This window comes from Brevibacterium linens ATCC 9172 (assembly GCF_900169165.1).
Classification (GTDB): Bacteria; Actinomycetota; Actinomycetes; order Actinomycetales; family Brevibacteriaceae; genus Brevibacterium; species Brevibacterium linens.
In genome coordinates this window covers 328,309-350,229 of record NZ_FXYY01000001.1, presented here as the reverse complement: position 1 = coordinate 350,229, position 21,921 = coordinate 328,309, and the positions used below count along the sequence as shown (strand labels likewise).

General features: G+C 64.9%; 27 protein-coding genes. 9 read left to right on the top strand and 18 right to left on the bottom strand.

Going from position 1 to position 21,921, the window contains the following annotated elements:
* Window positions 1–64 precede the first annotated feature (64 nt).
* From BLIN9172_RS01535 to BLIN9172_RS01520, 4 genes are read right to left on the bottom strand one after another with little or no spacing between them, the layout of a single operon-like run.
* Complete coding sequence (locus BLIN9172_RS01535; protein WP_101553537.1) at window positions 65–565, bottom strand: virulence RhuM family protein; 501 nt, start codon at window positions 563–565, stop codon at window positions 65–67.
* Window positions 562–1,467 carry a TrmH family RNA methyltransferase gene (locus BLIN9172_RS01530; RefSeq protein WP_101553536.1) on the bottom strand — a complete coding sequence of 302 codons (906 nt, stop codon included), beginning with the start codon at window positions 1,465–1,467 and terminating at the stop codon, window positions 562–564. Before BLIN9172_RS01530 ends, BLIN9172_RS01535 begins: the two co-directional genes overlap by 4 nt.
* A 37-nt stretch (window positions 1,468–1,504) precedes the next feature.
* A complete protein-coding gene (locus tag BLIN9172_RS01525; protein WP_025778408.1) occupies window positions 1,505–2,341 on the bottom strand; it encodes a sulfite exporter TauE/SafE family protein in 837 nt (278 codons plus the stop codon).
* A gap of 2 nt (window positions 2,342–2,343) precedes the next feature.
* On the bottom strand, window positions 2,344–3,129 hold the full coding sequence (locus tag BLIN9172_RS01520) for an ABC transporter ATP-binding protein (RefSeq protein WP_025778409.1): 786 nt from the start codon (window positions 3,127–3,129) through the stop codon (window positions 2,344–2,346).
* A 44-nt stretch (window positions 3,130–3,173) separates the two neighbouring features.
* Between BLIN9172_RS01520 and BLIN9172_RS01515 the strand changes: the two genes are divergently transcribed.
* Both BLIN9172_RS01515 and serB read left to right on the top strand, forming a co-directional pair.
* Entirely contained in the window at window positions 3,174–3,908 is a 735-nt protein-coding gene (locus BLIN9172_RS01515; protein WP_101553535.1) for a hypothetical protein, read from the top strand.
* Window positions 3,905–4,582 carry a phosphoserine phosphatase SerB gene (gene serB / locus BLIN9172_RS01510; RefSeq protein ID WP_101553534.1) on the top strand — a complete coding sequence of 226 codons (678 nt, stop codon included), beginning with the start codon at window positions 3,905–3,907 and terminating at the stop codon, window positions 4,580–4,582. The genes BLIN9172_RS01515 and serB overlap by 4 nt, the downstream gene beginning before the upstream one ends.
* A gap of 124 nt (window positions 4,583–4,706) precedes the next feature.
* Here serB and BLIN9172_RS01505 read toward each other — a convergent pair whose 3' ends face one another.
* The 3 genes from BLIN9172_RS01505 to BLIN9172_RS01495 form a co-directional block, all read right to left on the bottom strand.
* Entirely contained in the window at window positions 4,707–5,213 is a 507-nt protein-coding gene (locus BLIN9172_RS01505; protein ID WP_101553533.1) for a SixA phosphatase family protein, read from the bottom strand.
* 8 nt (window positions 5,214–5,221) lie between these two features.
* Window positions 5,222–5,980 carry an enoyl-ACP reductase FabI gene (gene fabI, locus BLIN9172_RS01500; protein WP_025778413.1) on the bottom strand — a complete coding sequence of 253 codons (759 nt, stop codon included), beginning with the start codon at window positions 5,978–5,980 and terminating at the stop codon, window positions 5,222–5,224.
* 147 nt (window positions 5,981–6,127) lie between these two features.
* Window positions 6,128–6,838: a beta-ketoacyl-ACP reductase gene (locus BLIN9172_RS01495; RefSeq protein ID WP_101553559.1), complete on the bottom strand. Its 711-nt coding sequence runs from the start codon at window positions 6,836–6,838 to the stop codon at window positions 6,128–6,130.
* A 130-nt stretch (window positions 6,839–6,968) separates the two neighbouring features.
* On the opposite strand from BLIN9172_RS01495, the gene BLIN9172_RS01490 reads away from it, so the two are divergent.
* From BLIN9172_RS01490 to BLIN9172_RS01480, 3 genes are read left to right on the top strand one after another with little or no spacing between them, the layout of a single operon-like run.
* Entirely contained in the window at window positions 6,969–7,487 is a 519-nt protein-coding gene (locus BLIN9172_RS01490) for a DUF3099 domain-containing protein (protein WP_101553532.1), read from the top strand.
* Complete coding sequence (locus BLIN9172_RS01485) at window positions 7,484–7,696, top strand: hypothetical protein (RefSeq protein ID WP_025778416.1); 213 nt, start codon at window positions 7,484–7,486, stop codon at window positions 7,694–7,696. Before BLIN9172_RS01490 ends, BLIN9172_RS01485 begins: the two co-directional genes overlap by 4 nt.
* The gene (locus BLIN9172_RS01480) at window positions 7,693–8,598 is read left to right on the top strand and encodes an SURF1 family cytochrome oxidase biogenesis protein (protein WP_101553531.1); all 906 of its coding nucleotides are present in this window, start codon (window positions 7,693–7,695) and stop codon (window positions 8,596–8,598) included. Before BLIN9172_RS01485 ends, BLIN9172_RS01480 begins: the two co-directional genes overlap by 4 nt.
* Before the next feature lie 28 nt (window positions 8,599–8,626).
* Here the strand turns inward: BLIN9172_RS01480 and BLIN9172_RS01475 are convergent, their stop codons facing one another.
* The 10 genes from BLIN9172_RS01475 to BLIN9172_RS01430 all read right to left on the bottom strand — a co-directional run bounded on the left by BLIN9172_RS01475 (window position 8,627) and on the right by BLIN9172_RS01430 (window position 17,677).
* Window positions 8,627–10,225 (bottom strand): ABC-F family ATP-binding cassette domain-containing protein, encoded by a 1,599-nt coding sequence (locus BLIN9172_RS01475; protein ID WP_101553530.1) that lies wholly within the window; start codon window positions 10,223–10,225, stop codon window positions 8,627–8,629.
* Window positions 10,222–10,920, bottom strand: coding sequence for a ribonuclease H family protein (locus BLIN9172_RS01470; protein WP_101553529.1), 699 nt, complete (start codon window positions 10,918–10,920; stop codon window positions 10,222–10,224). Before BLIN9172_RS01470 ends, BLIN9172_RS01475 begins: the two co-directional genes overlap by 4 nt.
* 217 nt (window positions 10,921–11,137) lie before the next feature.
* Window positions 11,138–11,473, bottom strand: a complete 336-nt coding sequence (locus BLIN9172_RS01465) for a metal-sulfur cluster assembly factor (RefSeq protein WP_025778421.1) — start codon at window positions 11,471–11,473, stop codon at window positions 11,138–11,140.
* Window positions 11,466–11,945, bottom strand: coding sequence for a Fe-S cluster assembly sulfur transfer protein SufU (gene sufU / locus BLIN9172_RS01460; RefSeq protein ID WP_170286861.1), 480 nt, complete (start codon window positions 11,943–11,945; stop codon window positions 11,466–11,468). Before sufU ends, BLIN9172_RS01465 begins: the two co-directional genes overlap by 8 nt.
* 16 nt (window positions 11,946–11,961) lie before the next feature.
* Complete coding sequence (locus BLIN9172_RS01455; RefSeq protein WP_101553528.1) at window positions 11,962–13,212, bottom strand: SufS family cysteine desulfurase; 1,251 nt, start codon at window positions 13,210–13,212, stop codon at window positions 11,962–11,964.
* Window positions 13,212–13,967 (bottom strand): Fe-S cluster assembly ATPase SufC, encoded by a 756-nt coding sequence (gene sufC, locus BLIN9172_RS01450; RefSeq protein ID WP_101553527.1) that lies wholly within the window; start codon window positions 13,965–13,967, stop codon window positions 13,212–13,214. The genes BLIN9172_RS01455 and sufC overlap by 1 nt, the downstream gene beginning before the upstream one ends.
* Window positions 13,968–13,994: 27 nt before the next feature.
* Window positions 13,995–14,318 carry a non-heme iron oxygenase ferredoxin subunit gene (locus BLIN9172_RS01445; protein ID WP_101553526.1) on the bottom strand — a complete coding sequence of 108 codons (324 nt, stop codon included), beginning with the start codon at window positions 14,316–14,318 and terminating at the stop codon, window positions 13,995–13,997.
* A complete protein-coding gene (sufD, locus tag BLIN9172_RS01440; RefSeq protein WP_101553525.1) occupies window positions 14,315–15,490 on the bottom strand; it encodes a Fe-S cluster assembly protein SufD in 1,176 nt (391 codons plus the stop codon). The genes BLIN9172_RS01445 and sufD overlap by 4 nt, the downstream gene beginning before the upstream one ends.
* Window positions 15,491–15,530: 40 nt before the next feature.
* Window positions 15,531–16,961: a Fe-S cluster assembly protein SufB gene (gene sufB / locus BLIN9172_RS01435; RefSeq protein WP_101553524.1), complete on the bottom strand. Its 1,431-nt coding sequence runs from the start codon at window positions 16,959–16,961 to the stop codon at window positions 15,531–15,533.
* Window positions 16,958–17,677, bottom strand: coding sequence for a helix-turn-helix transcriptional regulator (locus tag BLIN9172_RS01430; protein ID WP_101553523.1), 720 nt, complete (start codon window positions 17,675–17,677; stop codon window positions 16,958–16,960). The genes sufB and BLIN9172_RS01430 overlap by 4 nt, the downstream gene beginning before the upstream one ends.
* A gap of 137 nt (window positions 17,678–17,814) precedes the next feature.
* Here BLIN9172_RS01430 and BLIN9172_RS01425 point away from each other — a divergent pair, with 137 nt between their 5' ends.
* From BLIN9172_RS01425 to BLIN9172_RS01410, 4 genes are read left to right on the top strand one after another with little or no spacing between them, the layout of a single operon-like run.
* Window positions 17,815–18,732, top strand: coding sequence for an ABC transporter ATP-binding protein (locus BLIN9172_RS01425; protein WP_101553522.1), 918 nt, complete (start codon window positions 17,815–17,817; stop codon window positions 18,730–18,732).
* Complete coding sequence (locus BLIN9172_RS01420) at window positions 18,729–19,460, top strand: ABC transporter permease (protein WP_101553521.1); 732 nt, start codon at window positions 18,729–18,731, stop codon at window positions 19,458–19,460. Before BLIN9172_RS01425 ends, BLIN9172_RS01420 begins: the two co-directional genes overlap by 4 nt.
* Before the next feature lie 8 nt (window positions 19,461–19,468).
* Window positions 19,469–20,371: a COX15/CtaA family protein gene (locus BLIN9172_RS01415; RefSeq protein ID WP_240811960.1), complete on the top strand. Its 903-nt coding sequence runs from the start codon at window positions 19,469–19,471 to the stop codon at window positions 20,369–20,371.
* Complete coding sequence (locus BLIN9172_RS01410; protein WP_101553519.1) at window positions 20,334–20,798, top strand: VOC family protein; 465 nt, start codon at window positions 20,334–20,336, stop codon at window positions 20,796–20,798. The genes BLIN9172_RS01415 and BLIN9172_RS01410 overlap by 38 nt, the downstream gene beginning before the upstream one ends.
* Window positions 20,799–20,928: 130 nt before the next feature.
* Here BLIN9172_RS01410 and BLIN9172_RS01405 read toward each other — a convergent pair whose 3' ends face one another.
* The gene (locus tag BLIN9172_RS01405) at window positions 20,929–21,915 is read right to left on the bottom strand and encodes a heme o synthase (protein WP_101553518.1); all 987 of its coding nucleotides are present in this window, start codon (window positions 21,913–21,915) and stop codon (window positions 20,929–20,931) included.
* Window positions 21,916–21,921: the final 6 nt, after the last annotated feature.

Genomic DNA, 21,921 nt, shown 5'->3' with positions numbered 1-21,921 from the left:
GTAGCGGAGTACCAGATCAGTCCGGGAGCTGGTTCCCAGACCGATCATCCCTGCCTTTCGACTCCTACCGAATATTCTTGAAGAAACTAGTCGTTGCCCCTTGACTTAAAACATAGGGGCACCCCCCCCCCGCAACCGATTCGTCCTGCGACCTCGTCAGCACGCTGACAATCTTTCCCAATTCTGACAACCGCCGTTGGTTGACGGCGGCTCCTTCGATCGCATAGCGATGAAGGACATCGTTTGCCCAACGGCGAAATCGCACTCCTTCCGACGACTTCACTCGAAATCCCACCGACAGGACCATGTCGAGACTGTAGTGTTCAACCATACGTGTGACGGTTCGGGCGCCTTCTTTTTGAACTGTCGCAAATTTTGCGACAGTTGGCTCACCGTCGAGTTCCTCCCGCAGAGCGTTGTTGATATGTTTGCCGATCGTCTTCACATCACGTCCGAACAGATGCGAAAGCTGATGCCGTGTCAGCCAAACGGTATCGGAATCAGTGCCCACCTCGAGCGCGGTGTCACCGTCAGCGGTCGTATACAGCTCAATCGAATTGCTCATAAGGACACGTTAGAGTGCGCTGATGACACAATTCGCTCGTCCTGCAGGGCGAAGCAGGTGACCGCCGAGGCGGCCGCAACGTTGAGGGAGTCCACTCCCCCGCTCATGGGGATCATCACGGTCGAGTCGCAGGCGGCGATCGTCGATCTCTTCAGTCCGTCGCCTTCGGTGCCGAAGACGACAGCGGTGCGCTCGGGTGCGGTGGCGGCGAACTCGCGCAGGCTCACCGAATCATCATCGAGCGCCAGAGCCGCCACATGGAATCCGGCGTCCTGGAGCTCAGCGATCCCGGCGGGCCAGGACTCGACGCGGGTCCATGGGACTTGGAAGACCGTGCCCATCGACACGCGGATCGACCGGCGGTAGAGCGGATCGGCACAGCGCGGGGTCACGAGCACGGCATCGGCGCCGAATGCTGCCGCAGAGCGGAAGATGGCACCGACGTTCGTATGATCGACGATGTCCTCGATGACGACGAGGCGCCTGGCATCGGCGATCAGGGAGGCGACCGTGGCAAGGACAGGTCGGGCCATCGCGGCCAGCGCACCTCGGTGGAGGTGGAATCCGGTCAGTGTTTCGACCGCGGAATCCGTGCCGATGAAGATCGGCACATCGCTTTCAGAGATGATGTCGGCCAAGTCGAACAGCCATTTCGGGCTGGTCAGGAACGACCGGGGCGGCATTCCGACGGCATGAGCGCGGCGGATGATCTTCGAGGATTCGGCGATGAACAGCCCCTCGGCCGGTTCGCGCACGCTGCGCAGGGCGACATCGGTCAGCTGCGTATAGTCGCGCATCTCATCCAAGCCGCCGACGGCCAGATCTGCTTCGTCGAAGAAGCGCAGACGTTCGACGGCGATCCCGAGTTCAGCGGACCGGTCGATGATCTGCTGCCGAGTCATGGGAGCCTTGGCCGGAGTATTCACAGCGCACTTCCGTTCACAGTGTGAGGATCCTCCAGATCGCCACGAGGCCGAGGGCCACGATCACGGCGCGCAGCAGCACCGGCGAGAACTTCCGCCCGATACGGGCGCCGTAGTACCCGCCGATGAGGGAGCCGATGGCGATGCAGACGACGGCGATCCAGTTGATCCGGTCGTGGCCGACGATGATGTACGTGCTCGCCGAAACCGTATTGACGACGAGGACGAGGACGTTCTTCAGCCCATTGAGTCGCTGCAGATCATCGGGCAGCAGCAGACCGAGCAGGGCGATGAGGATGATGCCCTGGGCGGCCGCGAAGTAGCCGCCGTAGATTGCGGTGAGGAAGACGACGGTGAGCACGGCGATGTACCGGCCGGTGGACAGGCGATCCCCCGCCGAGGCGGCCCGATGTTCGACCCCGGAGGCCTCGGCACGGCGCAGGGACCGGCTCTTCAGGTAGCGGGAGAGATACGGCTGCCCCACGACCATGATCAGAGCCACGACGAGGAGGACCGGCACGATCGTCTCGAACGCGTCCTCGGGCAGGTGCAGCAGCAGATACGCCCCGGTCAGCGACCCGAGCAGAGAGGCGGGAACGAATCCGAGGATCCGCTTCCACTGCCCCCGCAGCTCTTCACGGTATCCGAACGAGGAGGCGATGTTGCCGGGGATGAGCCCCACCGCGTTGCTCATCGTCGACACCACCGGCGGTACTCCGAAGGCGACGAGCGCCGGGAAGGTGATGAGCGTTCCGGAGCCGACGACGGCGTTGATGCCTCCCGCAGCGATTCCGGCGACGATGACCAGGAGGATCTGCCACGGCTCAAGGCTCAGATTCGCCAGGAACTCCATGCTCAGAGGGCGGAACGTGCGTGGTAGCGCTGACCGTCCCGGGTGAGCTTGACGTCGATGCCGAAGGTCGCCGCAAGGTTCTCCGCCGTCAGGGTCTCCTCGATCGGACCAGCGGCCAGATCGGTGCCCTCGGACAGCAGGAGCACATGCGTGATGCCCTCCGGGATCTCCTCGACATGATGGGTGACCATGATCGTGGCCGGCGCCCATTTCGACGAGAGGATCTCCGAGAGCGCACCGAGCAGCTCCTCACGCCCGCCGAAGTCGAGTCCGGAGGCCGGCTCGTCGAGCAGCAGCAGCTCCGGGTCGGTCATGAGTGCACGCGCGATCTGCACTCGCTTGCGTTCACCCTCGGACAGTGTGCCGAAGGTGCGATCGGCCAGATGTGTGATGTGGAACGCGGCCAGCAGATCGCGGGCGCGGTCGATGTCGTCCTGCTCGTATTCCTCCACCCAGCGTCCGGTGACGCCGTACGCGGCGGTGAGCACGGTGTCGAGGACCGCTTCTGAACTGGGAATGCGGTTGGCCAGAATCGTCGAAGCATAGCCGATGCGCGGCCGCAGTTCGAACACGTCGACGCGCCCGAGCTGCTCCTCGAGGATGCTGACGGTCCCCTTCGTCGGATGCATACGACCGGCCGCGAGTTCGAGCAGGGTCGTCTTGCCCGCACCGTTGGGTCCGAGCACCGCCCAGTGCTCGCCTTCGGCGACGGTCAGCGAGAAATCGTCGAGGAGGAAATTGGTCCCCCGGCGCACGGACACAGAATCCAGATTCAGGACTTCACTCATATCCTCAGACTCTATCGCAGTCGAGCCGTCTATCCTGGTTCGACATGGACCTGACGACCGACTCACTGCTGCTGACCCTGGCACTCAACCACCGACTGCGCTCGACCCTGCCCCCTGACGAGGTGACCTCTGCCTTCCTCGACGATGACCGTGATGTTCCTCTCATCGTCGCCGATGAGGTCTTCGCCTCGTCCGTCCCCACCGGCCTGCTCCTGTTCATCGCCGAGGCGGCCGCCGCCGGAATCACCCATGCGCGCTTGGCGCTCCACCACCCATCCCTGTCGCACACGACTCCCCCGGTCGATCGCGCCGCCCGGACGAAGGTCGGACGCCACACCGCCCCCGTCGTCCTCCACCGCGGCGACGAACAGGCGGCGATCGCCCTCATCGGCGCCGAGGCGAACGTCGAGATCCTCGCGTGTGCGCCCACCATCTTCCGCCCCGTCACGGTCGGAACCGCTCCGGAGGCGCTGCGGCGGCTGCGGCTGCTGGTGATGGAAGGGCTGCGCCTCATCGAGACCATCGACGTCCCCGAGGACTGGCAGCAGGGACCGTGGCGCGACTGGCAGGAGGAGCTGTCGACGCTGCATCCGATCTCCCGACTCATCCCCACCGAGGCGGATTCCCGAGCGATCTACGCCGCCCTCGACATCCACCACCGGATGCGCAGCGTGCTCGCCCCTGCGACGGTCGCGCCGGCCGAGTTCGGAGCGCTGCTGTCTCAGCTGCACCCCGCTGCCGCGGACTACATCATGGCTGTGGCTACGATGAAGGGGTGAATGAGACGCCTGAAGCCACCGCCTCCCAGATTCCCGTCCAGCTGCTCGTCATGGACGTCGACTCGACGTTCATCAACGAAGAGGTCATCGACCTCATCGCCGCCCATGCCGGGGTCGGAGACCAGGTCGCCGACATCACCGAACGCGCCATGGCCGGTGAGCTCGACTTCGCCGAATCCCTGGCCGAACGAGTCGCCCTGCTGACCGGGCTGCCGGAGACCGTGCTCGATGAGGTGCGGGAGCAGATCACCCTCACCGAGGGGGCCGCCGACCTGGTCTCGGCGGTGCACACCTCAGGTGGTCAGGTGGCCTTGGTCTCCGGCGGCTTCACCGCCATCATCGCTCCCGTCGCCGCACAGCTGGGCATCACCGACGTCTTCGCCAACGGACTCGACATCGACGACGGGAAGCTGACCGGGCGGACGAACGGCCGTGTCATCGACCCGAGCGCCAAGGCCGAGATCTTCGAGGATCTGCTCGCTGCCGGCGGATACGATCGTGCCGCCTCGGTGGCGGTCGGGGACGGCGCCAATGACATCGGCATGATCGAGGCCGCCGGTCTCGGAGTCGCCTTCTGTGCGAAGCCGGCTCTCGTCGCCGCAGCAGACGCGTCCGTGGAGACACGTGACCTGCGAGCCGTGATCGATCTTGTGGCTGCCCGTGCAGACGGGTGAGCGATCCCTTCGAGGGCGTGGCACCGGTGCCATAGACCGCTGACTGACCGAAGACGCCTGTGGCGCTGACGAACGGTTCGTCAGCGCCACAGGCGTCTTGGATCGCGTCGGTCAGACGGAGTGCTCAGACTCCGTGGAAGACTCTGATCTGCGGGGCAGGATAGTGTCCCGGCTCCACGTCCCAGCCCTCGAGGTCGAAGACCGCGATCGAGGAGGGACGGAACGCATCCGGAACCCCGCCTTCCGGATTGAGGTGACCGACCACCTCGGCGACGGTCGGCTGGTGGCCCACGATATACGCGCACTGCGCATCCGCGGGAATCGAATTGATCGCATCCAGCCAGTCCTCGACGGACCCGGAGTACAACGAGGGATCCTCACGCAAGGTCAGCCCACCCGGTTCGTCAAGGTTTCGGCCATAAGCGCGGTTGACCGCTTCGACGACGGCCTGACCGGTCTGCACGGTGCGCCGGGCTGCCGAGGCGATGGCCACATCGGGTGACCAGCGCTCGGCGATCTCGGCTCCGGCCTCGACGGCCTGAGCCAGGCCCTTCGCATCCAGGGACCGTTCGAAATCGGTGGGACCATGCGCTTCCGCCTTGGCGTGGCGGGCGAGGATGAGCACAGGCATGGGCTGTCTCAGGCTCCGGTGGAGTGGAATCCGCCGTCGACGTGGATCATCTCGCCGGTGGTGGCGGGGAACCAGTCGGAGAGCAGAGCGACGATGGCCTTGCCGGCAGGGGTGGTGTCCTTCTGGTCCCAACCCAGGGGTGCGCGGTCGCCCCACATGTCTTCGAGCGTTCCGAAACCGGGGATGGAGGTGGCGGCGGTGGTCTTCAGCGGTCCCGCCGAGACGAGGTTGACGCGCACACCGTCTTCGCCGACGTACTTCGCGAGGTAGCGGGCGGTCGATTCGAAGGCGGCCTTGGCCACACCCATCCAGTCGTAGACCGGCCAGGAGATCGTCGCATCGAAGGTCAGCCCGACGATTCCGGCGCCCTTGTTGAGCACGGGCTTCGCGGCCACGGCGATGGCCTTGAGCGAATACGCGGAGACGTGGATAGCCGCGGACACGGAGTCCCACGGGGTGTCGAGGAAGACCCCGCCGAGGGCGTCCTTCGGGGCGAAGGCGATGGCGTGGACGATTCCGTCGATGTTGCCGCCGAGGCGCTCGGGCAGGGCGTTCAGATCCTCTTCGTTCGTGGCGTCGAGTTCGATGACCTGCGGGGTCTGCGGCAGACGTTCGGCGATCACCTGAGTGATCTTCATCTGGCGGCCGAAGCTCGAGAGGATGACCTCGGCTCCCTGCTCCTGGGCGATGCGAGCAGCGGCGAAGGCGATCGACGCCTCGGTGAGCACGCCGGTGACGAGAATGCGCTTTCCGTCAAGAATTCCCATGGTGGTCCTTTCGAAAGGAAGGTGGTTGCGTGTGCATGACGCCGCTTCGGGCGGTGTCTCTGTATCGAAGTCTACGGGTTGTGGCCCGGCCAGGCCGCATCGTCTGCGGCCCAGGATCCGGTTGTGGCCGGCCCGGTGCCGTCTGGATCAGTGGCCCATTCCCAGTCCGCCGTCGACGGGGATGACGGCACCGGAGATGTAGGCGGCTTCATCGGAGGCCACCCAGCGGACGACCTTGGCGACCTCGTCGGCCTCGGCGAAGCGCTTGGCCGGAATCGTCGAGAGGTATTCCTTCTGCTGCTTCTCGCTGAGCTCATCGGTCATATCCGTGCGGATGAAGCCGGGGGCGACGACATTGGCGGTGATTCCGCGGGAGCCGACCTCGCGGGTGATGGAGCGGGCGAAGCCGACGAGTCCGGCCTTCGACGCCGAGTAGTTCGCCTGGCCGGGGACGCCGTAGAGTCCCGACACCGACGAGATGAGGACGATGCGGCCCTTCTTCGCTCGGATCATCCCGGTGATTCCGCGCTTGACGGTGCGGAAGGCACCGGTGAGATTCGTGTCGATGACGGATTCGAATTCGTCATCGTTCATCCGCATGAGCAGATTGTCGGCGGTGATTCCGGCATTGGCCACGACGACCTCGACAGGCCCGAGCCTCTCCTCGATCTCGGTGAACGCCCGATCGATCGATTCGCTGTCGGTGACATCGGCGGCCACGGCGAGAGCACCTTCGGGGGCCTGACCGTTGCGGGAGGTGACGGCCACCTTGTCCCCCTGGGCGAGGAATTCCTCGGCGATGGTGCGGCCGATTCCGCGGTTGCCGCCGGTGACGAGGACTGTGCGTGGTTCTGACACGTTGGTCTCCTGTTGATCGACTGTGTTCTTCACATCTGTCGTGGACAAACCTATCCTGTTCTTCGGCCGATGGATACGACTCTCACAAAGGACGAGTATCATGTTTGGCAGTCATCGATCGAAGAAGGATATGGTCAGACACGCTCAGCAGATCACAACGGCAGATACCGCCCTTGATGACGATATGCGGTCCCGGATCATCAAGTATTCGATCACCATGGGCATCAGGACGGTCTGCTTCGTGGCCGCCTATTTCGCTTTCGTCGCCGACCTGCACATCCTCATGTGGATCTGCGTGGCAGGTGCGGTCGTCCTCCCCTACCCTGCGGTGATCTTCGCCAATGCGGGCCGCGAACGCACCAGCGATGATCGCTCCGCATTGCTTGATCAGGCCCCGCTGGCGGAGCTGCCGCCGGCGCGCGGTGAGACGATCTCCGGCGACACCCTCGACGGGGAGACCGTCGAGGAGGAAACGGTCGGCGACGCAGATTCCCGAGGCGGCGCAGATCCCGGAGTCGGCGCCCCTGACGCGACCGATCCAGGCGCGGATCACCAGCACGAAACGATCCGGGGCGAGACCATCCCGGGCGAAACCGTCCGAGGTGAGACCGTCGACGACAACGACGAGGACAGGAGGGACCAGGTTTGAGCGAGCAGCTTCAGTGCTCCGCGAAGGAATGCCGGGCGTTCGCGACCCGGGCCCTGCTGTGGAACAACCCCCGCGTCCACACCCCGGAGAGGAAGAAGACGTGGTTGGCCTGTGATGAGCATCTCGTCTATCTGCGTGACTTCCTGACGCTGCGCGACTTCTTCATCACCGACGTCTCCGTCGACGAGATACCAGAGGATGCAGGTTGAGCCGCTATTCCTTCCTCTTCTCCGCACGCTGGCTCAAATACATCGCCATGGCGATCATCGTCATCATCGCCTGCGTGTTCCTCGCCCTGTGGCAAAAGGACCGCCGCGATCAGCGCGAGCAGGAGATCGCGACGATCACCGCTAACTACTCCGCCGACCCCGTCGACATCACCTCGGTGCTCTCGACACCGGATTCCACGCTGGGCACCACCGATGAGTGGACCCAGGTGGAGCTGACCGGTGAATTCTCCGACTCCGACACCGTCCTCGCGCGCAACCGCACAGTCGGAGACGAACCCGGCTTCTATGTGGTGACCCCGTTCGAGATCAGCGGCGGTCCCACGATCGCCGTCGTCCGCGGCTTCACCGCCGAACAGGATTCCGTGCCGCCGGCGCCGCAGGGTGAGCAGACCGTGGTCGCTCACCTGCGTCCTGCTCAGGACGGGTCCGAGGATGAGAACCCGAAGGGCCTCATCCGTGCCATCGATCCCGCGCGCATTCCCGGAATGGATGACGCCTATTCGCATGTCTACGTCGAGGCCTCACCGGCGGAGACCGGAGGTGCCCCGGAAGAAGGACTGACCCCGCTGCCGATGCCCGAGCTCGATCCGGGCAACCACCTGTCCTATATGCTCCAGTGGTTCGCATTCGGAATCATGATCATCATCGCCGTGATCATCTCTGCCCGTCGTGAGCGCAAGGCCGCCGCCGAGGCGGTCGAACACGGCGCTGCCGCCGAGAATGACATGGTCGTCATCGACAAGGCCGCGCTCGATGCGGGGGCGAAGATCAGCCAGCCGGGCAGCCGCTACGGTCGCAATCGCTGGGCCTCGCCCACCGTGCGCGGGCAGGCAGAAGCCGACGAGGATGCCCAGTTCGAGGAGCGCTTCCGCACTCAGTGAGCCGATCAGCCGAGTGCGGTGAATCGCCTCAGGCGAGCGTGACGAGGTCGAGGTACGTGTCGTTCCACAGATCCTCGTCGCCGTCGGGCAGCAGGAGCACACGGTCGGGATCGAGCGCGGACACCGCACCTTCATCGTGGGTGACGAGCACGATCGCACCTTCGTAGCGGCGGATCGCTGAGAGGATCTCCTCGCGGGAGGCGGGATCGAGGTTGTTCGTCGGTTCGTCGAGCAGCAGCACGTTCGCACTCGAGACCACGAGCGTGGCCAGCGCCAGACGTGTCTTCTCTCCGCCGGAGAGCACTCCGGCAGGCTTGTGCACATCGTCACCGCTGAACAGGAACGATCCGAGCACATTGCGCACCGCGGTGTCATCGAGATGCGGGGAGTTCCGCGACATGTTCTCCAGCACTGTGCGCTCGAGGTCGAGGGTCTCATGTTCCTGTGCGTAGTAGCCGAGCTTGAGACCGTGTCCGGGCACGACTTCTCCGGAGTCGGGGTCGTCGAGTCCGGCCAGCAGTCGCAGCAGCGTCGTCTTTCCGGCACCGTTGTAGCCGAGTACGACGACTCGTGTGCCCTTGTCGATGGCGAGATCGACACCGGTGAACACCTCGGTCGAACCGAAGCTGCGAGAGAGTCCCTCGGCCGTCAGCGGCACACGTCCGCAGTCGGCCGGGGCCGGGAAGCGCAGATTCGCGACCTTCTCCGTGGCGCGTTCGTCCTCGAGACCGGCGAGCAGACGGTCGGCGCGCTTGGCCATCTGCTGGGCGGCGACAGTCTTCGTCGCCTTCGCCATCATCTTGTTCGCCTGAGCGTTGAGCGCCGCGGCCTTCTTCTCGGCATTGGCACGTTCGCGGCGGCGACGCCGCTCATCGTCCTCACGCTGTTTGAGGTAGAGCCGGTAGCCCATCGAATAGATGTCGATGGTCTGACGGGTGGCGTCGAGGAAGAAGACCTTGTTGACCACTTCGTCGATGAGATCGAGGTCGTGGCTGATGATGATCAGACCACCGGAGTAGGCTTTGAGGTGGTCGCGCAGCCACAGCACGGATTCGGCATCGAGGTGGTTCGTCGGCTCGTCGAGGATCATCGTATCCGGGGCCGAGAACAGGATCCGGGCGAGTTCCACACGGCGACGCTGACCGCCGGAGAGCGTCCCGATCTCCTGGCTGATCAGCGACTCGTCGAGGCCGAGGTTCGCAGCGATCGCGAAGGCTTCGGATTCGGCGGCATAACCACCGGCCGCGATGAACTCCGCTTCGATGCGCGGGTAGCGGTCGATGGCCTTCGTCGCCACCTTCTCGTCCGGTGAGGCCATCTGCCGTTCGGCCTTGCGCAGGCGCTTGACGAGGACGTCGAGGTCACGCACCGAGAGGATGCGTTCCATGCCGGTGGCAGTGAGGTCACCGCTGCGCGGATCCTGGGGCAGATAGCCGACGGTGCCGGAGATCGACACGGATCCGGATTGGGCCGGGTGTCCGCCCATGATCACCTTGGTCAGAGTCGTCTTGCCGGCGCCGTTGCGGCCGACGAGACCGACCCGGTCGCCCTTGTCGACGCGGAAGGACACTTCGGACATGAGGGTGCGGGCGCCGACGGCGACTTCGAGGCCTGAGGCCTGAATCATTCTGTCTCCAAACTGCGGCCGATGAGTTCGGCCAGAAATTCTTGGGGGTGGATGCCGCGGGCCTGGGCCCGGGCGACGAGTTCATCCGCGACTGAGGACGGCACACGGCAGGACACGGCAGTGGTGTCCGGCCCGGCTGCTGCGGCCACGGGCGCGACGGAAACGTCGTCCTGAGCAACAGGTTCCGCCGGGTTGTCTGCCTGTTCGCCCGCCGTCGCGGTCGACGTCCCCGCGGGGACGTATCCGGGGCCTTCCGGCACGGGCGTGCCCTTCTGGAAGGCGGTGGCTGCCGCGCGGGCGCGAACGTCGGCAGCCTCATTGAGTTCGTGGTGGTTGTGTCCTTTGACCCACTCGAACTCGACAGTCCGCCCGCTCAGTTCCTCATCGAGAGACGCTAAGAGGTCCTTGTTGAGGACTTCTTTTCCATCGGCTTTCTTCCACCCTTTGCGTTTCCACCCCGGCATCCATTTGGTCAGGGCGTTGATGACGTACTGCGAATCACAGTATATCTTGAGCTCGTCGTCGCTGTCCGCGGTCGACTGGAGCAGGTCGAGGACGGCCATGAGCTCACCGCGGTTGTTCGTCGCGTTCTTCCACCCGCCGGCGTGCCAGGAGGTGTCGTCGATGTACCAGGCCCACCCGGCGGGTCCGGGATTGCCGAGCGCGGATCCGTCGGCGGCAGCGATGATCGTCAATGGTTCTCCTTGGAAAGTCGGATTCCATTCTTTCACGCCGCTGCCTGGTTCACGGTCCGCGGGGCGGTGATCTCCGCGACCCTGACCGGAGACGAGTGCCGGATCGGACGACAATCGCCGAGGCGGGGCTGACCTTCTCAGGTCGCCCCGCCTCGGCGATGTGATCGTCCGCGTCCCCGCGGGGACGACCGTCTGTTCGACTCAGTCGACGACGAGTTCAGATGTTGAATCCGAGGGCGCGCATCTGTTCGCGGCCGTCCTCGGTGATCTTCTCCGGACCCCATGGCGGCATCCAGACCCAGTTGATCCGGTAGGCCGGCACGATTCCCTCGAGCGACTGTGCGGTCTGGTCCTCGATGACGTCGGTCAGCGGGCAGGCCGCCGAGGTCAGGGTCATCTCGATCACGGCGGTGCCGTCGTCTTCGACCGAGAGTCCGTACACGAGGCCGAGATCGACGATGTTGACACCGAGCTCGGGATCGACGACGTCCATCATCGCTTCACGCACTTCGTCGACGCTGGCATTCTGCGGTGCGTCAATGACTTCAGGCATTGTGTTTCTCCTCACGAGCTGCTTGTGATTGGTTGAGTGCGTCCTTGAACGCCACCCACGCCAGGAGAGCGCATTTGATCCTGGCCGGGAACTTCGACACTCCGGTGAACGCCGCGGCGTCCCCGAGTATCGACTCATCCGCTTCCATTGTCCCACGAGAATGCATGAGTTCGTGGAACGCTCCTTCGATCTCGAGCATCTGTGCGACGGACGAATCGGCGGCCAGTTCGGACAGCACCGAGGCCGAGGCCATCGAGATCGAACAGCCGTCACCGGCCCACCGCACCGCGATCGTGCCGTCCTCACGCAGTTCGGTCTCGAGCTCGATCTCATCGCCGCACGTCGGGTTCACCTGATGCGAATGTCCGTGCGGTGACTCTGCTGCGTCACGGAGCAGTTCGGTGTTGCCGATGCGTGCCCGCGACTGGTCGAGGATGACCTGCTGGTAGAGCTGCTGCATCTGTGTGCTCATCGGTTCGCTCCCCTCCTCAGGCGACTCCGAAGAAGGGCCGCACTTCCGCCAGAGCAGAAAGGAAGCGGGTGCAGTCTTCGACGTTGTTGTACAGATACGTGCTCGCCCTCGTCGAGGCGGTGACCCCGAAGCGGCGGTGCAGCGGCTGAGCGCAGTGGTGGCCCACCCGCACGGCGATGCCCTGCGAGTCGAGATACTGTCCGACGTCGTGGGCGTGCACGCCGTCGACGTCGAAGGCCACCGTCCCGATCCGGTCCTCGGCCTCGCCGAGGATGCGGATTCCGGGGATCTGCCCGATCCCGTCGAGGAGGACGCGGGCGAGCTCCTTCTCGTGCTCGAGAACATTGTCCAGCCCCACCTCGGTGAGGTAGCCGATCGCGGTCGCGAAGGCCGCCACCTCGGCGACCGGCTGAGTGCCGGCCTCGAACCGCTGCGGAGCGGGCATGAACGCGGTCTCTTCCATGGTCACCGTGGTGATCATGGATCCGCCCGTGAGCACCGGCGGCAGAGCGTCGAGCAGCTCCGGCTTGCCCCACAGCGCACCCAGACCGGTGGGGCCGAGCGCCTTGTGAGCGGAGAACGCGGCGAAATCGACGTCGAGGTCGACGAAGTCCACGGGCATATGCGGTACGGACTGGCAGGCGTCGAGCACGACGTAGGCTCCGACGGCGCGGGCCCGTTCGACGAGGCGGTCGACCGGGTTGATCGTGCCGAGGACGTTGGAGACGTGCGTGAACGCAAGCACCTTCGTCGATTCGTCGACGATCGCGTCGAGGTCGGTCAGATCGAGTTCACCGGAATCGGTGACCGGCAGCCAGCGCAGCTGTGCTCCCGTGGAGGCGGCCAGCTGCTGCCACGGCACGAGATTCGCGTGATGTTCCATCTCGGTCACGACGATCGAGTCACCGGGGACGAGAGCGAAGCGCTCTGCGTCGTCTCCCCCGAAGCCGTGGCTGGCCCGATCCATGCCGAGAGCCACGATGTTGAGCGCCTCGGTGGCGTTCTTCGTCCAGCACACCTGCTCCGGTGTCCCGCCGACGAGTCCGGCAGCCGCGATCCGACCGTTCTCGAAGGCGTCCGTGGCCTCGACGGCCAGGGAGTGTGCGCCCCGGTGGACGGCGGCGTTGCGCTGCTGGAAGTACTCGACGAAGGTGTCGATGACGCACTGCGGCTTCTGCGATGTCGCGCCCGAGTCGAGATACGACAGCGGCGACTCCCCGACCCTCACATCGAGGATCGGGAAGTCGCCCCTCAGACGTGAGAACATCAGGCCTTCTGGAAGAAGCGGTCGTAGCCTTCGTTCTCGAGGCGTTCGGCCAGTTCCGGTCCGCCTTCCTCGGCCACCTTGCCCTCGATGATCACGTGGACGTGATCGGGCTTGATGTAGTTGAGGATGCGCGTGTAGTGGGTGATGAGCATGATGCCGACGTCGGTGGCGTCCTTGACGCGGTTGACGCCTTCGGACACGATGCGCAGGGCGTCGACGTCGAGACCGGAGTCGGTTTCGTCGAGGACGGCGAACTTCGGCTTGAGCATCTCGAGCTGCAGGATCTCGTGCCGCTTCTTCTCACCGCCGGAGAAGCCTTCGTTGACGTTGCGCGAAGCGAAGGCGGGATCGACGCGGAGGTTCTCCATGGCCTGCTTGAGGTCCTTGGTCCAGTTGCGCAGCTTCGGAGCTTCACCGTCGATGGCGGTCTTGGCCGAACGGAGGAAGTTCGTCACGGTCACGCCGGGAACCTCCACGGGATACTGCATGGCCAGGAACAGTCCAGCCTTGGCACGCTCGTCGACGGACATCTCGAGGACGTCCTCACCGTCGAGGGTGACCGAACCGGAGGTCACTTCGTACTTGGGGTGGCCGGCCAGGGCGTAGGCCAGGGTCGACTTGCCGGAGCCGTTGGGGCCCATGATGGCGTGGGTCTCGTTCGTGTTGATGACGAGGTTGATGCCGTTGAGGATGGGCTTGAGACCGGTATCGGTGTTGACACCGACGTGCAGGTCTTCGATTGTGAGAGTGGACATAATGATCCTTCTTCTTCGGTCTTGAGGTCAGTTCAGGGTGGTGTTCGGGTCGACGAGGATGCGGCCGGCGATCTCTTTGCAGTCATAGACCGCGACGGGTTCGAACGCCGGCGGATTCACCGGCTTGCCGGTCGTCAGGTCGAACTGCGAGCCGTGCAGCCAGCATTCGATGGTGCAGTCCTCGACGTCTCCTTCGGCCAACGACACCTCACCGTGGGTGCACAGGTCGTCGATGGCGTGGATCGTGCCGTCGGAGTCGCGAGCGATGCAGATCTCGTACTCGCCGACCTCGATGCGCATGGTGCCGCCGGGAGCCACCTCGTCGGTGGCCGCCACGTCGATCATGGTCACAGAACGCTCCGGGACAGTTCGTCTTCGATGCGTTCGTTGAGCACGTCCTCGATCTCGGGGACCTGGATCTTCTGGATCACTTCGTTGAAGAATCCGCGGACCACGAGCTGACGGGCGACGTCCTCGGGGATGCCGCGGCTCATCAGGTAGAACAGGTGCTCCTCATCGAAGCGTCCCACCGAGGAGGCGTGACCGGCACCGGCGATGTCGCCGGTCTCGATCTCGAGGTTCGGCACCGAGTCGGCCCGGGCGCCATCGGTGAGGATGAGGTTCCGGTTGAGCTCGTAGGTGTCGATGTCGAGAGCTTCGGGACGGATGAGCACATCGCCGATCCACACGCTGCGCGCGTCCTTGCCCTGCAGAGCGCCCTTGTAGTGGACGTTCGACTGGGCCTTCGGCGTGTTGTGGTCGATGTAGGTGCGGTGCTCGAGGTGCTGACCGGCATCGGCGAAGTAGAGTCCGAGCAGTTCGGCCTCTCCCCCGGCTGCCGAGTAGCGCACGTTCGTGTTCAGGCGCACCACGTCGCCGCCGAGGGTGATGTGGATGTGCTTGAACTTCGCGTCCTTGCCCACGATCGCATCGTGCTGACCGAGGTGCTGAGAGCCGTCGTCCCACAGCTGCAGCGATACGAAGGTCACGTCCGCACCATCGCCGATGACGAGGGAGACGAGCTCGGAGTACCGGGCCAGTCCCTCGTGTTCGACGACGATGGTCGCCTTCGAGTTCGCTCCGACCGTGATGACGACATGGCCGTGGCCGAGTGCCTCACCGGTGCCGTCGGCGTGGATGATCGCGGCCCGGTCGAGTTCGGTGTCCGCGGGGATCGAATAGTGCGTCACCGCGGAAGCGCGGTTGGCGGCGACGGCCGCGGCGCGGTCCTCGGGTTCGAGGATGCCCAGTTCCTGAGCCGACTCGAGCGAGATCTCCTCGACGGACAGGCCCGCGGGCAGATCCGACTCGAACTTCAGCGTCGCCTCGGTGGCGGTGTCCTCGAAGAACTCGCTGAACTTGCGGACGGGAGAGAAGCGCCATTCCTCCTCCCGGCCGGTGGGCACGGGGAAGTCGGCGACATCGAAGCTGCGTGTGCGCGCATCGCGCTTCGAATCGGGCACCTGGACCTCGGAACCGTGCGAGTGCTCCGAAAGGCCAAGCGGATTGGTGGTATCAGTCACAGATTTACTCCTTTGAGTGCAGTGGGCGCTGGGTCGGGTCTCAGCCGACCGCGCCTTCCATCTGCAGTTCGATGAGGCGGTTGAGTTCGAGGGCGTACTCCATCGGGAGCTCGCGTGCGATGGGCTCGACGAAGCCGCGCACGATCATCGCCATCGCCTCGGTCTCCTCCATTCCGCGGGACATGAGATAGAAGAGCTGATCCTCACTGACCTTCGACACGGTGGCCTCATGGCCGAGTGTGACGTCGTCTTCGCGGATGTCGATGTAGGGGTACGTGTCCGAACGGGAGACGTTGTCGACGAGCAGGGCGTCGCAGAGGACGTTGTTCGACGAGCCTTCGGCGCCCGGGTGCACGTGGACGAGTCCGCGGTAGCCGGCACGGCCGCCGCCGCGGGCCACGGACTTCGACACGATCGACGAATGGGTGTGCGGAGCAGCGTGGATCATCTTCGCGCCGGTGTCCTGGTGCTGTCCCTCGCCGGCGAAGGCCACGGACAGCGTCTCACCGCGGGCGTGCTCACCGGTGAGCCAGATGGCCGGGTACTTCATGGTCACCTTCGAGCCGATGTTGCCGTCGACCCATTCCATGGAGGCGCCCTCTTCGGCAATGGCGCGCTTGGTGACGAGGTTGTACACGTTGTTCGACCAGTTCTGGATCGTCGTGTAGCGGACCTTCGCATCCTTCTTCGCGATGATCTCGACGACGGCCGAGTGCAGCGAGTCGGTCTTGTAGATCGGAGCGGTGCAGCCCTCGACGTAGTGGACCGAGGAACCCTCGTCGGCGATGATGAGCGTGCGCTCGAACTGGCCCATGTTCTCCGTGTTGATGCGGAAGTAGGCCTGCAGCGGGATCTCGACGTGGACGCCCTTGGGGACGTAGACGAACGAGCCGCCGGACCAGACAGCGGTGTTGAGTGCGGCGAACTTGTTGTCGCCGGAGGGAATGATCGACCCGAAGTACTCTTCGAAGATCTCCGGGTGCTCGCGCAGGCCGGTGTCCGTGTCCATGAAGATGACGCCCTGAGCCTCGAGCTCTTCGTTGATCTGGTGGTAGACGACCTCGGACTCGTACTGTGCGGCGACACCGGCGACGAGGCGCTGCTTCTCCGCCTCGGGGATGCCGAGCTTGTCATAGGTGTTGCGGATGTCCTCGGGCAGGTCCTCCCAGGACGTCGCCTGCCCCTCGGTGGAGCGGACGAAGTACTTGATGTCGGCGAAGTCGATTCCGGTGAGGTCGGCACCCCAGTTCGGCATCGGCTTCTTGTCGAACAGACGCAGAGCCTTGAGCCGACGCTTGAGCATCCACTCGGGTTCGTCCTTGAGCTTCGAGATGTTGCGGACGACTTCCTCGCTCAGGCCGCGTTCCGCGGTCGCGCCGGCGTCGTTCTCGTCGTGCCAACCGTATGCGTACTGCCCGAGGTCTTTGAGCTCGGGATTCGCATCGATGATCCGATTTCCTGTGTCAGTCATCGTGAACCTCCTTGAGGTCGATCATTGCTGTGGATGAGTGGTCTGGTCAGTTCCGAAGTCGGAATGTGGGTGGTGCACACGTGGTCGCCCTGCGCCAACGAGGACAGCCGGCGCACGTCGACACCGAGGTAGTCGGAGAACATCGCGAGTTCCGCTTCGCAGATCTCCGGGTACTCCGCCGCCACGGCCTGGATCGGGCAGTGCCCCTGGCACAGCTGCATCGCCTCCAACGGGGTCCCGGCCGCAACCGGTGTCGCCGAGGCGGCGTACCCTTCCCGTGTCAGCGCTGCGGCGAGAGCGCGTGAGCGCGACGCCACTGTGGTGCCGCCGCGCTTGTCGAGTTCCGGTCCGAGGCGGTCCCGCAGACGGCCGACGAGGTCTTCGGTGAATTCCTCCACAGCCGACTTGCCGTGCTTGTCCTCCATGAAGCGCAGGATGTTCACGGCCAACTCGTCGTAGGAATGACTGACCGAATCGTGTCCCGCCGTCGTGACCACATAGTGCCGGGCTGGTCGGCCCCTGCCCGCCTGCTTGCCAGCGAGTTCACGGACCTCGATGAGGCCTTCGCTCTCCAGCGCGTCCAGGTGACGACGGATCGCCGCGGGAGTCAGCTCGAGGGCTTTGGCCAAAGACGAAGCAGTGATCGGCCCTTCGTCGAGCACCGACTGGAAGACCCTCTGCCGGGTGCGGCGATCTTCCGTGTCGTTTGCAGCCATAATCCACCTCCTTGACTAACACAACAATATTGTTGCGTAATTTGTTTCGTAAAACTAGGTGAGCCTAACCACCGCTCGCGTCGCGCGCGGACGCCTGCGGTTTCGACACCCGTTTCGACGCGTCGTAGAATAGCCTGGTGTCATCTCCGGCCCTGACCATCCGCGGTCTCCAATACTCCTACGGCACCCACCGTGTCGTCGACGGAATCGACCTCACGGCCGAGACCGGGTCCGTCCTCGGTGTCCTCGGACCCAATGGCGCGGGCAAATCCACGACCATCTCCCTGGCGGTGGGCACCCGCCGCCCCGATGGGGGCACGGTGGAGATCTTCGGCCACGACCCCGTCACCGCCCACGCCACGACCTCGCAGCTGGCCGGGGTGATGCTCCAAGACGGCGGACTGCCGATGAGCTCGAAGCCGCTGCAGGTGCTTCGCCATCTCTCCTCGCTCTACGAGAACCCCCGGCCGGTCGACGAGCTCGCCGAACCCCTGGGCCTCCACGATTTCGCCGGACGCACGATGCGCCGACTCTCCGGCGGACAGAAGCAGCGGGTGGCGCTGGCTGCGGCCCTCATCGGTCGACCTCGTCTGGTCTTCCTCGACGAACCCTGCGCCGGCCTCGACCCCCAGGCTCGTGAGGTCGTCCACAGCTTCATCCGAGATCTCGCCGACAGTGGGGTCGCCGTCGTCCTCACCACCCACGACCTGACCGAGGCCGAGGAGCTCTCCGACGAGGTCGTCGTCATCGATCGGGGACGGATCATCGCTCAGGGAGCGCCCGAGGAGCTGCGCAGCGCCTCCGCCGGGTCGCGGGCGCTGACGATCCGACTCGACTCCCCCGCCCCCGCGAATCTCGTCGATCGACTCACCGGGCTCGGTCCCGCCTCGGCGCAGGGCTCCCTGATCATCATCGACGGAGCACCGACGGCGAGCCAGATCGCGGCCGCGTGCACAGCCATCGCCGAGGCGGGGGGCCAGATCACGGACATCGGCATGCAGAGACAGTCCCTGTCCGATGTGTTCTTCGAGCTGACCGGGAGGCCGCTGCGATGACCGCCGCACGCATCGTCTCGCAGGCGAAGTTCGAGACCCTGTCCGTTCTGCGCAACGGCGAACAGCTGCTGCTCTCGGTCATCTTCCCTCTGGGTCTGCTCGTCTTCCTCGCGAAGACTCCCCTGCTCACCGGCCTCGGAGTCATCGACGCCGGGGCCGACCCGCTGTCGATCGCCGTCCCCGGAGCGCTGAGCCTGAGCCTGGCCTCCAGCGCATTCACCGGTCAGGCGATCGCGACCGCCTTCGACCGCCGTTACGGAGTGCTGCGGCAGCTGGCGACGACTCCGCTGGGCACGAACGGACTCATCCTCGGCAAACTCGGCGCCGTCATCGTCGTCGTCCTCATCCAGTACGCGCTCGTCTTCGCCACGGCGGCGGTTCTCGGCTTCCGCGGTCCCGTCGACGTCCTCGGGCTCATCCTGGCCACACTGCTGGGCACCGCCTCGCTGCTCTCGCTCGGTCTGCTCATGGCAGGCACCGTCCGCGCCGAGGCGACCCTGGCGGCCACGAACCTCATCTGGGTGCTCATGGCTGGTGTCGGTGGCCTCGTCATCGCACATCCGGGAGAATGGGGAACAGTTGTGGGCTACCTGCCCTCCGGTGCGCTCGGCGACGCCATGCGGTCCGCCATCGGAGCCGGCGGCACAGACATCAAGGCAATCATCGTGCTCCTGGTATGGGGGCTTGTGGGAACGCTTGCGGCACGCAGGTGGTTCCGTTTCGAATGAGGAGTGAAGTGGTCACGAAGAAGATCCGCATCGCCGCTTGGGCCATGCTCATCGCCCAGGCAGGGATCATCCTGACCGGCGGAATCGTCCGGCTCACCGGCTCGGGCCTCGGCTGTTCTGACTGGCCGAAGTGCACCCCAGATTCGCTCGTGGCCACCAGCGAGATGGGCATCCACGGCGCCATCGAGTTCGGCAACCGCCTGCTGGCCGTGGCGTTGGCGCTCCTCGGCGTGTGCATTGCGCTCATGCTGTGGAAGGGTCGGAAGCAGCGCCCGGATCTGTTCTGGCTCAATATAGGACTGCTGGCCATCGTTCCCGTCCAGGCCGTCGTCGGCGGAATCACCGTATGGACGAAGCTCAATCCCTGGGTCGTCGCCGGACACTTCGTCCCCTCGGCCGTCGCCGTCGGCGTCGCCGCCTACTTCGTCCGCCGCACCTACGACACCGGCGTGCGCCTGGGCACCAAGGCCCCGGCTCCGCTGCCGACTTTGGGCTGGATCATCCTCGGTCTCACCGCGGTCATCGTGATCTTCGGCGTGCTCACCACCGGGGCCGGGCCCCATTCGGGTTCGACGATCTCGACCCGCAACAACCTCGACAACATCTGGGTCACCCGGCTGCACGCCGCGCCGGTATGGCTGCTCGTCATCGCCACGATCTCCGCGCTCGTCGTCGCGCGCAAGAAGGCGCAGACGGCGATGGTCGCTCCGCTGACCGTGCTCCTCATCGTCGAGGTCGCCCAGGGGGTCATCGGCTACGTCCAGTACTTCCTCGGTGTTCCCGAACTGCTCGTGGCCCTACACATGGTCGGCCTGTCGGCTACGATTGCGGCAAGCGTTGCCGTCCTCGACAGCGCATACCCGAGGAGCACCGATGTCAGTCCCGATCGTTCCGTGTCTGTGGTTTCCTGACTGCGCCGAGGAGGCCATGGAGTTCTACTGCTCCGTCTTCCCCGACTCTTCCATCCTCTCCATCGAACGCTATCGGGACGAATCCCTCGACGACCACTTCGCGGGGATGAGCGGGAAGGTCATCAACGGCCGGTTCGTCCTCGACGGCACAGAGTTCATCTGCCTCGACGGCGGACTGGTGTTCACGTTCAACGAAGCGATCTCACTGACCGTCGAATGCGCCGACCAGGCCGAGATCGACCACGACTGGTCACATCTGTCGGCCTCTCCCGAGCACGAACAGTGCGGCTGGCTCAAGGACCGCTACGGAGTCAGCTGGCAGATCATTCCCGCGAACCTCGGCGAGCTGATGACCGGTCCGGCACGGACTCAGGCACTCATGCAGATGAAGAAGATCGTCATCGACGACCTCGTGAACGCCGGCTGAGAATTTGCGTTCCGACCCGAAGCGCAAGGCACAGACGTACAACGGCCCAACTTGAGCTGGATAGCACTGTTTCAAATCTGTGCTATCCAGCTCAAACTGGGCCGATTGGATCAGCGGGTTCTTCGGCGAGTCACCAGGTCCCGGGGATCAGGGTGGGCACGAACGGGTCGATGGCCACTGCCAGGAAGAGCAGCGACAGGTACGTGATCGACCCGTGGAAGACCTTCATCGCCTTGAGAGACGTGCCGTCCTTGCCCTGCTTGGCCCGGGAGACCAGCGAGTAGCACGACCACAGGAACCAGGCTCCGGCGCCCACGGCCACGATCGTGTAGACCGGACCCATCGGAGCGATGGGAATGAGTGCGAGTGAGCAGGCGATCATCGCCCACGTGTAGAGGATCATCTGCCGGCCGACGGACGTCGGCGGAACCTTCGACGGCAGCATGGGCACGTCGGCGGCGTCGTAGTCGGCCTTGTACTTGATCGCCAGCGGCCAGTAGTGCGGCGGGGTCCAGAAGAAGACGACGAGGAAGAGCAGCACGGGCTCCCAGGCGACTCCCCCGGTCACGGCCGACCAGCCGATGAGCACGGGCATGCAGCCGGCGGCGCCGCCCCAGACGATGTTCTGTGAGGTGCGGCGCTTGAGCACGAGGGTGTAGAAGACGGCGTAGAGCAGGATCGCCGAGGCGGTCAGCCCCGCCGTGACCCAGTTCGTGAATCCGCCGAGCCAGAAGATCGAGCCGATGCCCAGCACGAAGGCGAAGGTCAGCGCAGAGCGGGGACTGATCTCACCGGTGACGAGGGGTCGGTCCTTCGTCCGCTCCATCTTCGCGTCGATGTCGCGGTCGACGTAGCAGTTGAAGACCGAGGCCGAGGCCGCAGCGGCGGCTCCGCCGATGAGCGTGTTGATGACGAGCCAGATGTTCGGCATTCCCTGAGCGGCCAGGAACATCACGGGCGCGGTCGTGACGAGGAGCAGCTCGATGACGCGCGGTTTGGTCAGCGCGATATAGGCGCTGATGATCGAACGCGGTCGGGTGGAGAGGTTCTGCTCGTCGATGGCCCTCTGCAGAGGTCGTTCACTCTGCTCTTCCCGGTTCTGACGAAGTTTGCTCACGCCCTA